General features: G+C 69.4%; 11 protein-coding genes. 4 read left to right on the top strand and 7 right to left on the bottom strand.

The window, feature by feature from the left end; genetic code table 11:
- Nucleotides 1–147: 147 nt before the first annotated feature.
- From AB0H36_RS46960 to AB0H36_RS46945, 4 genes are all read right to left on the bottom strand, one after another.
- A complete protein-coding gene (locus tag AB0H36_RS46960) occupies nt 148–639 on the bottom strand; it encodes a hypothetical protein (RefSeq protein WP_360538542.1) in 492 nt (163 codons plus the stop codon).
- 233 nt (nt 640–872) lie between these two features.
- Nucleotides 873–4,196 (bottom strand): S8 family serine peptidase, encoded by a 3,324-nt coding sequence (locus AB0H36_RS46955; RefSeq protein WP_360538540.1) that lies wholly within the window; start codon nt 4,194–4,196, stop codon nt 873–875.
- A 169-nt stretch (nt 4,197–4,365) separates the two neighbouring features.
- A complete protein-coding gene (locus AB0H36_RS46950) occupies nt 4,366–5,076 on the bottom strand; it encodes a transporter substrate-binding domain-containing protein (RefSeq protein ID WP_360538538.1) in 711 nt (236 codons plus the stop codon).
- 9 nt (nt 5,077–5,085) lie between these two features.
- On the bottom strand, nt 5,086–5,964 hold the full coding sequence (locus AB0H36_RS46945) for a LysR family transcriptional regulator (protein WP_360538536.1): 879 nt from the start codon (nt 5,962–5,964) through the stop codon (nt 5,086–5,088).
- Between the two features lie 131 nt (nt 5,965–6,095).
- On the opposite strand from AB0H36_RS46945, the gene AB0H36_RS46940 reads away from it, so the two are divergent.
- The 3 genes from AB0H36_RS46940 (at nt 6,096) to AB0H36_RS46930 (ending at nt 8,991) form a co-directional block, all read left to right on the top strand.
- Nucleotides 6,096–6,986 carry an SDR family oxidoreductase gene (locus AB0H36_RS46940; RefSeq protein WP_360538534.1) on the top strand — a complete coding sequence of 297 codons (891 nt, stop codon included), beginning with the start codon at nt 6,096–6,098 and terminating at the stop codon, nt 6,984–6,986.
- Between the two features lie 103 nt (nt 6,987–7,089).
- Nucleotides 7,090–8,355 (top strand): glycoside hydrolase family 18 protein, encoded by a 1,266-nt coding sequence (locus AB0H36_RS46935; protein WP_360538532.1) that lies wholly within the window; start codon nt 7,090–7,092, stop codon nt 8,353–8,355.
- Nucleotides 8,356–8,991 (top strand): phosphotransferase, encoded by a 636-nt coding sequence (locus AB0H36_RS46930; RefSeq protein WP_360538530.1) that lies wholly within the window; start codon nt 8,356–8,358, stop codon nt 8,989–8,991. It begins immediately after the preceding gene.
- On the opposite strand, the gene AB0H36_RS46925 is transcribed toward AB0H36_RS46930, so the two are convergent.
- Nucleotides 8,958–9,905, bottom strand: a complete 948-nt coding sequence (locus tag AB0H36_RS46925; RefSeq protein ID WP_360538528.1) for a helix-turn-helix domain-containing protein — start codon at nt 9,903–9,905, stop codon at nt 8,958–8,960. The two genes, AB0H36_RS46930 and AB0H36_RS46925, sit on opposite strands and share 34 nt — an antisense overlap.
- Before the next feature lie 70 nt (nt 9,906–9,975).
- Between AB0H36_RS46925 and AB0H36_RS46920 the strand changes: the two genes are divergently transcribed.
- On the top strand, nt 9,976–10,290 hold the full coding sequence (locus AB0H36_RS46920; RefSeq protein WP_360538526.1) for a cupin domain-containing protein: 315 nt from the start codon (nt 9,976–9,978) through the stop codon (nt 10,288–10,290).
- A 2-nt stretch (nt 10,291–10,292) separates the two neighbouring features.
- Here AB0H36_RS46920 and AB0H36_RS46915 read toward each other — a convergent pair whose 3' ends face one another.
- A complete protein-coding gene (locus tag AB0H36_RS46915) occupies nt 10,293–11,237 on the bottom strand; it encodes a hypothetical protein (protein WP_360538524.1) in 945 nt (314 codons plus the stop codon).
- Nucleotides 11,238–11,311: 74 nt separating this feature from the next.
- Nucleotides 11,312–12,298, bottom strand: a complete 987-nt coding sequence (locus AB0H36_RS46910) for a pirin family protein (protein WP_360538522.1) — start codon at nt 12,296–12,298, stop codon at nt 11,312–11,314.
- Nucleotides 12,299–12,451 lie beyond the last annotated feature (153 nt).

Below are 12,451 nucleotides of genomic sequence, written 5' to 3'. Positions count from 1 at the left end.
CCCGCGGTCGCCAGCAAGGCGACCGCGGGCACTGCTCTGCTTCTCGATATCGAGCTGAAAGCCACGACGGGCCCTCCCAGAAGTCGGTGTCACTACGCGGGTTGACGGACCGAACCCGCCTCTGGGTTGCACCGTGTCGCAAAGCCGTCACCGGTTCCGATACGCGTTGATCACCGTCTGGGTCGCGGTGTTGCCGTCGCGGTCGACGACCACGGATCGCAGTGACATCACCTTCGCCGCCGGGGTCTTGAAGACCGCGGTGTAGGTGCCGTCGGCTCGCCGTACGACGATCGCTCGCTGCCACGGGTTGCCGCCGTCGCCAGACACCTGCACTGCAACGGATCGGATCCCCGGCACCTTCGCGCCCGGCTGGTTGACCACGGCGAACGGCAGATGGGTCACCGTCTTCCGCTCCACCGCGTTGTTCGCGTCCACGTCGGGCCGGAACTCCACAGACCGCAGCGGCAGCACCACCTTGTCGCCGCCGGTGTCCTGCGAGCTGAACGTCCAGACGTGGTCGACCCGCGTCGCCAGCTGCATCAGCGACCGCTGCAACGACATCTCCAGCCGGTACGACGCCTTCGCCGCCGGCGCGTTCTCCACCAACAACTGCCCGGCCCAGGTGTCGTCGCCGGCCAACAGTTTGCCGTCCCGGTAGAGCCGGGTGACGCCCCGGTCGGCCGGAGACGTCGGACAGCCGCGGTCAAGCCGACCGGACGTAATCGCCGAGCTGACGTCCAGCGGGAGTCCTTTTTCCTCAACCCCATGGTTCCTCCCCGAGTCAGTGGCCCGATCGAGCCCTCTCGAGGAGTCTGACGCGGGCGAACCGGTCAGGGTTGATTGCGGTTTCTTCTCTGCCCGTTAGGGATTCGTCATCCGATCGCGTAGGCACCGATCACGGTCTGGTCGGTGACGTTGCCCTGGGCATCGATCAGTTGGGCCTTCAGCGACACCGCCTTGGCGTCGTTCGGCGTCGCGAAGATCGCCTTGTAGATGCCCTTGCCGGTGGGTGCGACCGCGGCCTTCTGCCAGGTCTTGCCGTCGTCACCGGAGACCTGGATCTCCACCTTCTTGATCCCCGGCAGGGCAGCGCCCGGCTGGGCGTCGACGACGACCGGCAGCACGGTCACCGGCTTGCGCTCGGCGACGTTGTGGCTGTTCACCTTCGGCTGGAACCGCACACCGAGCATCGGCAGCGGCGTCTCCTCGGCCGTCTCGCCCGAGGTGAACGTCCACTTCAGGTCGGTCCTGGTGCTGAACGTCGACCATGACGGCCGCGTCTGCGAGGACTCCAGCGTGTACGTCGCCTTCTCCGCCGGCAGACCGGTCGCCTCGATGTAGCCGAAGTACGGCGACTCGGCGACGACCTGCCCGTCCCGGATCAGCTTGCTGGACTGGGTGTCCATGACCCCGAACCCCTTGTTGCCATCGGCGTCGGACAGCGAGAAGGCCGACAGCAGCAGCCCGTCGCCGACCCGGATCGCGACCTCCGGCGTCGACGTCAAAGCGGCAGCGTTGTACCGCTCCCGGTACGTCTTGCCCGCCTTGTACTCACGGTCCGGCGAGCTCAGCCGGCTGATCGTGATCGGGAACGGGTTCTCTGGGTCAGTGCTCGGCTCGACCTCCTCGACCACCGTCTGCCAGTGGGCCGGCTTGTCGTCGACGAACAGCTTCGTCTGCACCGGGACGTCGTACGGCAGGATGATCGCCCAGGATCCACCCATGTACGGCGCCTGGCCGTGCACTGTGCGCTCGACCTGCCGGTCCGAGGTCGCGTTGATGCTCTGCTCGACGACGGCGAGGTCCTTCGCCTTGACGTTGCGAACGAGCCCGGTCGGGAAGCGCCCCGGCGTCGAGTCGACCTGACCGTACAGGTACGGCGAGTTCGCGAACGAGCCGTTCTCGCCCGCCTTCGCCCATTGCGACGCGACGTGGCCGGTCATCTGCTCCGGCGGCAGCGCCGCGCCGACCTGCGCGGTGTGCACACCGGCGAAGTCGAAGAGCAAGGCCGACGAGCTCAGGCCACGCATGCCGTCAGGCGAGATCCGGTCGTAGCCGACGTCGGCGACCGCGACCGAGGCATCGGCCTGCGGCACGGTGACCTTGACCGGCTTCGCGGTCCGCGCATCCAGAGTCACCGTGGTGTTCTCGGTCAGCTTGATGCTCGGCTGGACGAGCGAGTAGATGTCGAACACCTCGCCGCTGGGCCGCTCGACGAACTGGTCGCCCTGCACGAGGTACTCCCCCTTGGGCAGCCGGTACTTGGCCGTCGCGGTGCCGAAGAAGGTGAACAGGTTGGAGTCGATCCCGAAGACCAGTCCGGACGGAGCAGCCGGCTTGCCGTCGAGGCCGATGCTGTTCACGGTCAGCTCGTAGCTCTCCTGCTCCTTGTTCACGCCGATCGCCGACTGCACCGTGGTGTCACCGCCGGTCGCGGTGATCCGGCCGGAGTAGCCGCCGTCCGGACCGCTGTGCTTCGTGTTCGACGTGGCTTGCACCGACGCGGTCCCGCCCGCCGGAACAGTGACGGTGGTCGCGCTCAGCTTCAGCGCATCGGCCGGCGCCGGCGCACCGTCCGGACCGTTCAGGGTCGCGGTCAGGTCGAGCGTCACCGGCTGGTCACCAAGGTTGCGGTAGGTCAGCGTCTTGGTCACCGGGGTGTCGTCGTCGTGCGGCCAGAGCGCCGTACCGAAGGACACGCTGCCCGGCTCGGCGATCACGGACTGCTTGATGCCGCGGGCCACGTCGATCCGGCCCGCGCCCTGCTCGAAGGCACTCTGGTCGGCGGCCGGCTTCGCCGACGCCATCAGCGCGCCCTTGAGCTCACCGGCCTTCCAGTCCGGGTGCTCCTGCGCCAGCAGCGCCGCGGCTCCCGCGGTGTGCGGGGTGGCCATCGACGTGCCGTCGAGCATCAGGTACTGGTCGCCGACCGGGGTGCCGATCACCGACTTCTTCGCCTTGGCCGCAACGATGGCGACACCCGGCGCGGTGACGTCCGGCTTGACCGCACCGTCGCCGACCCGCGGGCCGCGGCTGGAGAAGTCGGCCAGCTTGTCCTGCTTGTCCACCGCACCGACGGTCAGCGCGGCGTCGGCGCTGCCGGGTGAACCGACCGTGCTCTCGCCCGGGCCGTCGTTGCCGGCCGCGATCACGAACAGCGTGCCGGTCTGCGCGGTCAGCCGGTTGACGGCTTCCTCGAGCGGGTCCACCTCCGGGGTGTCGGTGCCGCCGAGGCTGAGGTTGACGACCTTCGCCTTCACCTCGTTCGCGGCCCACTCCATGCCGCCGAGGATCGCGGACTCCGGGCAACCGCCCAGCTCGCACACCTTGCCGTCGTACAGCTTGGCGTCGGGTGCGACGCCCTTGTACTTGCCGTTCGAGGCCGCCGCCGTGCCGGCGATCGTCGACGCGACGTGGGTGCCGTGCCCGACCAGGTCCTCGCCGGACTCCTCGGTGAAGTTCTTCGCGCCGGCGACCTGGCTGGCCAGGTCGGGGTGCGACTTGTCGATCCCGGTGTCCAGTACGGCGACCGAGACGCCCTTGCCGGTGTAGCCGGCCTGCCAGGCGGCGGGCGCACCGATCTGCGGGACCGACTGGTCGAGGCTGATCTCACGCTTGCCGTCGAGCCAGACCTTCTGGACGCCCGCGGCCGATCGCGCCGTGGTCACGCCGGTCAGGAAGGACCTGGCCTTGGCCTTGTCCACCTTCATCGCGGCGCCGTTCACGACCGGCAACTGGCGGGTCACCGTCGCTCCCGGCGCCGCGGACCGCGACTGGGCCTTGCCCGCATAGGTCACGACGACCGGGATCGCCTTGGACGACTTGTCGTCGTACCCGTCCTTGATCAGGCCGGTCACGTCGAACAGCCGGCGGTCCAGCCGTCCGCTGACGAGCTGGTCCTGGACGTCGGAAGGCACGACGTACAGGTGCTCCTTGGTGCGGTGGGTGCTGAAGGTGATCTTGTCGCGGCCGGGTCCCGGCGTGACTGCGGCCCGGGCCGGGTCGCCGCCGTACAGGGTCACCCGGTCGCCGGTGACCAGCGTGACGTGCTGATCGGCGGCCTTCGCTTTCACGGCGTGGGTCTTGAGCTGGTCCTGCGGTGGTGCTGCCTGAGCCAGGCCGGATAGCCCGGTACTCACGGCCGCGATCGCGGCGACGGCCAGGCCGAAGCGCCGCGATCGGTTGATGGATCGCACGATGAGTCCCTCCCGTTTCGGTTGTCCTCACGTCGGCGGATCGGCCACCTCACACAGCGGAGCCGATTTGCCACTCACCGTTAGATGTCTGGACCAGACCAAATGGTTGCGCGAAGCCCCTGCCTTGGCATGAAGCTGCAAGGACCCCGGCTCGATCGGGCAGCTAGCGCTATGCGGGCGGGGCGACGGCGGCGTCGGGCTGGTTCGAGCGGATCAGGGAGTCGGCGACGAAGCCGTTCGACTTGAGGTCCTCTACCAGGGCGTGGAGGTAGGCAACCGTGTCGGGGTGGCGGTCCTTGGTGGTGCCGACGGCCTGCCGGATCTCCATGAAACGCTCGTCGATCAGCCGCACCTCGGGGTGCTCGGCAACGAACCGGGTGATCGGCTGGCGGATACCGGCGGCAGCCTCCAGGTCCTCGGCCAGGAAGATGTCGGTGCCCTCGTCGCCACGGACGACGGTCGCGTGCTGCACCGTGCGGGTCAGGTACAGGTCGTACGCCGAACCACGCTTGACCCCGATCCGGACGCCGTCCCGATCGACGTCGGCCAGGGTCCGCAGACCGGACTCCCGCCGTACGGCGAAGACGCCCTCGATGATCACGTACGGCGCGGAGAAGGCGACCTGGTCGGCCCGGGCGGGCTCGATCGCGAGGAAGCAGATGTCGGCCTGGCCGGTGGTGAGCGCCTCGAAGGACTTGCGGGCGGCGTCGAAACAGACCAGTTCCAGTGGCACCTCGAGGCGGCGAGCGAGCTCGCGCGCGATGTCGACAGTCACCCCGGCCGGTTCCGCCGGGGTGCCTTGGGCCAGCACCGGGTTGCCCAGGTTGATGGACGCCCGCAGGACGCCCGACGGCGCCAGGTCCGCACGCACACTCGTCATGCCGCGACCCTACTCGCCAGGTCGCAGCAGGGCCTCGGCGTACTTGCGGAAGTCCGCGACCAGGCGGCTGCGGTCGCCCGCTCGGGTCGCGAGGACGACGTGACTCGGCTCGACGCCCTCCAGCGGGACGAAGGTGATGTCAGGCCGGAGCCGGTGCCCGCCGACGACGCCCGGTGCGATCGCGACCGCCTGGCCGGCGGCGATCAGTTCCAGCTTGTCCTCGACGTCCTTGACGAACGGGCCGTCCGGCGCGGGACTGCCGTCGGGCCGCGGATCGATGCGCCAGAAGGCGTTCCACTCGGCATCGGGCAGCCGAGGCAGCGGTTCGTCCGCGATGTCGTCGACCGTGACGGACTCCTTGCCGGCCAGGCGGTGGTCCAGCGGGACCATCAGCACCCGCGGCTCGTCGTACAGGACGGTGACGTGCAGCCGGTCGGTCGCGAACGGGAGCCGGGCCACGACCGCGTCGACCCGATGCTCGGTCAGCGCCGAGTGCGGCTCGTTCCAGCCGATGTGGACGGCCTGTACGTCGGCCTCCGGGTGCCGGCGGCGAAGCTCGCGGGCGACCGGGGTGACGATCAGGTTGGTCGTGTACCCGATGACCATCCGGCTGGGCGAGGCGGCGGCCTGGGTGGCGGCGGCTGCCTCGGCGGCCGATCGGAGCAGCGCCTGAGCCCGCGGCAGGAACACCTCGCCGGCCTCGGTCAGCCGGCTGCCCTGCGGCGTGCGGTCCAGCAGGCGGGCGCCGAGTTGTTGCTCGAGGCTACGGATCTGCCGGCTGAGCGAGGGCTGGGTGATGTGCAGCTCCGCCGCGGCGCGACCGAAGTGCCGCTGCTCGGCGACGACGGTGAAGTACCGCACCAGCCGCAGGTCGAGATCGGAGGGCATGCGGTCAGCATAGGTGGTTGAGCTGCGGTGATGCCTGGAACGTATTGCGCCATGCGAAAGAAGCTTTGGAATCGCGGCCGCTCCCGATCACACGATGGAGGCTCCGTCCCCCTTCTTCGAGGAGTTGCTTCATGCGTGTTTTCGTCACCGGCGCGAGCGGTTTCGTCGGGTCCGCGGTTGTCCGCGAGCTGATCGGGTCCAGGCACCAGGTCGTCGGCCTGGCCAGGTCCGATGAGGGCGCCGCGTCCGTGGCCGCGGCCGGCGCCGAGGTGTACCGCGGCGACCTTGCCGACCTCGATGGCCTGCGTACGGCGGCCGACGCGGCCGACGGCGTGATCCACACGGCCTTCATCCACGACTTCGCCAACTTCGCCGCATCCGTCGAGGTGGACCGGCGCGCGATCGAGGCGATCGGCGAGGCTCTGACCGGCTCCGGCAAACCGTTCGTCATCACCTCCGGGACCGGCCTGGTCGGCGGCGACGGCATCGCCACCGAGGACAGCCGGCCGGACCCGAACGTCCCGACCAACGGCCGACGCGAGAACGAGGACGTCGCTGTGTCGTACGTCGACCACGACGTGCGGGTGTCCGTCCTGCGGCTCCCGCCGACCGTGCACGACGAAGGCGATCACGGCTTCGTCCCCGGTCTCATCGAGATCGCCCGCACGCAAGGCGTTTCGGCGTACCCGGGTGACGGGGCGAACCGCTGGGCGGCTGTCCACCGGCTCGACGCCGAACGCCTCTACCGGCTGGCCCTCGAGTCGGCGCCGGCCGGGTCGCGGCTGCACGCGGTCGGCGAGGAGGGCATCCCGTTGCGCGCCATCGCCGACGTGATCGGCCGTCACCTCGATCTCCCGGTCGCCGCCGTCGAGGATCCCGCGCACTTCGGCTGGCTGGCCGGGTTCGCCACCCTCGACGCGCCTGCCTCCAGTGCCCGGACCCAGGAGCTCCTCGACTGGCACCCGACCCACCCGGGCCTGATCGCCGACCTCGAGAAGGGGCACTACTTCCGGAACAGGTAGGAAACTTTCCTGACGATCTTTCAGCAGAGTCATTGCGTAAGTCGTCGGAGGGGTCCTAGAGTCGGCGCCACTTGGTTACCTGAACCGCCCGATGGGGAGTCAGATGAAGCGTCGGAATGTTGGGTTGCTGGTGGCGGCTGCGACGGTGCTGGCGGGTTTGACCGCCGTACCGGCCGAAGCGCACAGCAGCAAGCGAGTGGTGGGGTACTACACCAACTGGAGTGGGTACGACCGGAACTTCCTGGTCAGCGATCTGGTCAAGAACGGGACGGCCGAGCGGCTGACCCACATCAACTACGCGTTCGGATTCGTCGACGAGCACGGGACCTGCATCAGCAGCGATCCGTGGGCCGACTACCAGCGGCCGTTCACGGCCGAGCAGAGCGTCAGCGGCAAGGCCGACGGGCCGGGCCAAGCACTGAACGGCAACCTGAACCAGCTCAAGCAGCTGAAGCAGAAGTTCCCGAAGCTGCGGATCAGCATCTCGCTGGGCGGCTGGACCGGCTCGAAGTACTTCTCCGACGCGGCGCTCACGCCGGAGTCGCGGGCCGCGCACGTGAAGTCCTGCCTGGACCTGTGGCTGAAGGGCAACCTCCCGGGGCTGCCCGCAGGCGCCGCGAAGGGTGTCTTCGACGGGATCGACCTCGACTGGGAGTGGCCGGCCAGCGAGGGCAACCCGGGCAACGTGATCCGTCCTGAGGACAAGCAGAACTTCACCGCGCTGGTCCGCGAGTACCGCAGGCAGCTCGACCGGCTGTCGTGGCCCAACCGCTACAACCTGACCGCGTTCCTGCCGGCGAACCCGGTGCAGGTCGACCGTGGGTTCGAGGTCAAGAAGCTGTTCAAGGACCTGACCTTCGGGACGACGCAGGGCTACGACTACCACGGCTCGTGGGACCCGATCACCAACCAGCAGTCCGCGATCGACGGCCCGGCCGGCGACCCGTCGACCGCCGAGTTCAGCTCGCAGGTGACGATCGACGCCTACCTGTCCCGCGGTGCGCCGCGCAGCAAGCTGGTGATGGGAGTGCCGTTCTACTCCCGCGGCTGGACCGGCGTGACGAACCAGAACAACGGCCTGTTCCAGCCGGCCACCGGACCGGCGCCGGCGACTTACGAGGCCGGCTACGAGGACTACCGGCTGCTGAAGGCGAAGCTGGCCGGCTTCACCGTGCACCGCGACGAGCAGGCCGGATTCGCCTGGCTGTTCGACGGTACGACGTTCTGGACCTGGGACGACCCGGTCGAGATGAAGCGCAAGGCGCAGTACGTCTCGCAGCGCGAGCTGGGCGGCGCGATGATCTGGTCGCTCGACGGCGACACCGAAAATGGCGAGCTGATCAAGGCGTTGCACCGTAACCTTCGCTGAGTGGACCTGAACGCACTCGTGGATCGGTTCGGCGCGCACAGCGCCGAGCCGATCCACCTCGGCATGTCGGCGGCGTCCGTGGTCCGGCTGGACCGCGGCTCGGAACACCTGTTCTACAAGGTCGGCCCGGGCGTCGACGACGAGGCGGACCGGCTCGCCTGGCTGGGCGCGACCGGATTCCCGTGTCCGCGCATCGTTGATCGAGGCAACAACTGGCTGCTGACCAAGGAGCTCGCGGGCCGGGACGCCTCCCAGGACTGGCCGGCCGCCGACCGGCCGGCGGTGCTGGCTGCGCTGGCCGATGGGCTGCGCGCGCTCGACGAGCTGGCGGACTGCCCGTTCGACTCGCCGTTCCCCGGCCGGACCGAGGCCGTGACCCACGGCGACTACTGCGCGCCGAACGTCTTCATCGACCCGTCGACGCTGCGTTTCGCCGGCGTCCTGGACCTCAGCCGGCTCGGCACGGGCGACCGCTACCTCGACCTCGCCCTGATGTTCAAGAGCCTCTCCGGCACCCTCAACCCCCAGTACGGCGGCCTCCCCGCCGCCCGCCACTTCGTCGAGTCGTACGGCGCCGACCCGGACGACCCCCGGATCGCGTCCTACGTCGACCTGGACAACTCCGGCAACTTCTGAGCCCGGAACGCTCGGCGGTAGGCGCTGGGCGTCGTACGCAGGGCGGCGTGGAAGCGGCGGCGGAGGTTGGTGGCCGAGGAGAGGCCGACGCGGGTGGCGATCGTCTCGACCGGGAGGTCGGTGTCCTCGAGGAGGGCTCGGGTCCGGGCGATGCGCTGCGCAAGCAGCCACTGACCGGGCGCGATCCCGAGCTGGTCCGCAAAGCGGCGGGCCAGCGTCCGCGGTGAGACGTTGATCCGGGCCGCGAGGTCGTCGAGCGTGAGCGGGTCGGCGAGGTGCTGGGTCGCCCAGTCGAGCAACGCGCCGAGCGACTCGGTCTGCCGGATCTCCTCGATCCGGTACTGAACCTGGCCGCCCTCTCGGTGTGGCGGCATCACCATCCGCCGGGCGATCTGAGCGGCGTACGCGGCGCCGTAATCGTTGCGGACCAACTGCAGGCACAGATCGATCCCGGTGCCCGAGCCGGCGCTCGTGGCGACGTCCCCGTGGTCGATGTAGAGCACGTCCGGATCGACCAGTACGGCGGGATACCTGCGCTGGAGCTCGTCGGCGTACCGCCAGTGCGTCGTCGCCCGGCGCCCGTCCAGCAACCCGGTCGCGGCCAGCACTCTCGCCCCCGAGCAGATGCTCACCAACCGCGTGCCACGCCGATGCGCCTTCTGGAGCGCGCGCACGACGGCCTCCGACGGCTGCCGCTCGACAGGCAGCCAGCCCGGTACGACGACGGTGTCGGCGCGATCGAGCGCGCGCAGGCCGGACCGCACCAGCATGTCGAAGCCCTCGGTCGTCCGGATCGGGCCGGGCCGCTCGGTGCACACGCTGAATCGGTACCGGTCCCCGCGGAACACCGAGGCCGCGCACCCGAGCTCGAAGCTTGCCTGCGGCCCGTTCACCAGCGCGACGACGCGATGCATGGCTTAAAAGTACCTGACCACGACTATCCAGACACTGTGGGAAAGCCTGTGGACAGCCGAGGATCGGGCTGTGGACAACTTCGAATTCACCGCTGTGGCGGACACTCCGGTCCGCGAGCTCTTCCCCGGCATCCGGCTGCGCTCGTTGTGGACCGGTCCTCAGGGCGCGTCGGCGCATGTGCTCGAGATGGACCCGGGCTCCCGCTGGGAAGGCATCGACGTACACGAGCCGGGACCGGAGGAGGTGTACGTCGTCGACGGCGTCTTCAACGACGGCATCCGGGACTACCCGGCCGGGTCGTTCATCCACTGCCCGGCCGGGTCGTCGCACATCCCACAGACGGTTGCGGGATGCACCCTCTTCGTCTTTTACCCCGAGGGCTGACCTCAGGGCTTCTGGATCTGCACCACGTCGAAGTCCGTCCCGGGCGGCGCTCCCGGCCCGAACGGCGGCGGGAAGCCGAGGTCGAAGCGGGCATTGACGAGCGCGAGCCGGTTGCCGCTCTCCGCCACTGTGGCGGGAACCCGGAACAGCGGGTCGGTGACGGCCGCGGTGATCCGGCCGCTCGTCAGGTCGGGGCTGAGCTTGATCTTGACCAGCCGGTTGGCGAAGTTCTCCACCACCCACAGGGTCTTGCCGTCGAGCAGGATGCCGTCCACGGTGTCGGGCGTGAGAGCTCCGCCGGTGATGGTGATGGCACGGCTGACTCCGGTCTTCGGGTCGACCAGGAACAGGGCGCCGAGCGGCGTGTGCCCGACGATCAGCGTCCGGCCGTCGGGTGTGGCGTCGATGCCGTTCAGGTTGGGCAGTTCCCCGATGATCGCCGCCGCGGGTCCGGTGAGCGGAATCGTCTGCGGCGAGCCGATCCGTCCGTGCTTCCCGATCGGGACCTTGTAGAGCGCCGGGTTGAAGCTGTCGGTGAAGTACGCGGCGCGCTTCGTCACCACGACGTCGTTGATCAACGAGTTGGGCGCTGCTGTCAGGGTCAGGTCCGCGACCGTCCTGCCGTCGCGGGTGCTGTACACGTACGCCTTACCCTGCAGGCCGCCGGCGACCCACAACCGTTTCGCCTCTCGTTCGACCTTCAACCCGACAGCCTGCCGTCCCGGCGGGGCGTCGACGAAGATCGCGCCCTTCCCGGTGCGTAGGCTGCCGCGGTAGATGTCCCCGCTGGTGAGCGATCCGGCGTAGAACGTGTTCTTCGGGCCGGTGGCGATGCCTTCCGGCGCGAAGTCGTTCGGCAGCGGGATCGACGCCGGGAACGGCGCGGCCGCGGCGACGGTCAGTGCCACCGCGGACACGATGAGCGCGAGCTTGCGGAAACGCGACATGATGAACCCCCTGTAACCCCCGTTTCCCCTTGCTGGCAAGGTAGATCCGGGGGTACCGGAAGTCCAGGTCGCGGCTATTCGGTACTGCGCAGTTCCGTCGGGGCGCCGTGCACCGCGGGAATGCTGCCGAGCTTGCCGGCCTGGAAGTCCTCGAAGGCCTGGATCACCTCGGCGCGGGTGTTCATCACGAACGGCCCGGCCATCGCGACCGGCTCCCGGATCGGCCGTCCGCCGAGGACGAGCACCTCGAGGTTCGGCTCGGCCTGCGGCTGCGACGTGCCGGCCGCCGTACGGATCGTGTCGCCCGGGCCGAAGACGGCGAGCTGGCCCTTGCGGATCGGGCGATGCTCGGCCCCGACCGTGCCCTGACCGGCGAGCACGTAGACCAGCGCGTTGTAGTCCGGTTGCCACGGCAGCACCATCTCGGCGCCCGGGCTGACCGTCGCGTGCACCAGCGTGATCGGCGTGTGGGTGGAGCCGGGGCCGTCGTGGCCGCCGACCGCGCCCGCGATCACCCGGATCAGCGCGCCGCCGTCCGGCGTGGACAGCAGCGCCGAGTCGCCGCCGCGGATGTCCTGGTAGCGCGGCGGGGCCCACTTCTGCGACTTCGGCAGGTTCACCCAGAGCTGGATGCCGTGGAACAGGCCGCCGCTCAGCACCAAGTGCTCCGGCGGGGTCTCGATGTGCAGCAGGCCCGAACCCGCCGTCATCCACTGGGTGTCGCCGTTGGAGATGACACCGCCGCCACCGTTGGAGTCCTGGTGCTCCATGATCCCGTCGAGCATGTACGTGACGGTCTCGAAGCCGCGGTGCGGGTGCCAAGGAGTGCCCTTCGGCTCACCCGGCGCGTACTCGACCTCACCCATCTGGTCCATGTGGATGAACGGGTCCAGGTCGCGCAGGTCGACACCGGCGAACGCACGCCGGACCGGGAAGCCCTCGCCCTCGTAGCCGCTCGGGGCCGAGGTCACCGAGCGGACCGCGCGCTCGGTCGCGACGGCCGGGTCCGGCTGGTGGATGCGGGGCAGCACGGTGATGTCGCTGACGGTCACGGCGGGCATGGCGTTCTCCTTGCTCGGTTAGTTAAAGAATAAACTATCTCGCTCAACCACGGCAAGGGCGGGGCCATTCCCGGGCACCGGCTGCTGCGGACCGCCAGGCCATCACAACTGACGCCCTCGGCCGGGCTGCCGCGTGGCCGCTCGGCCGAGGGC

Source organism: Kribbella sp. NPDC050820 (assembly GCF_040653975.1).
GTDB lineage: Bacteria > Actinomycetota > Actinomycetes > Propionibacteriales > Kribbellaceae > Kribbella.
Note: the sequence above shows the minus strand (reverse complement) of the source record. Positions and strands in the feature narration are given on the sequence as shown.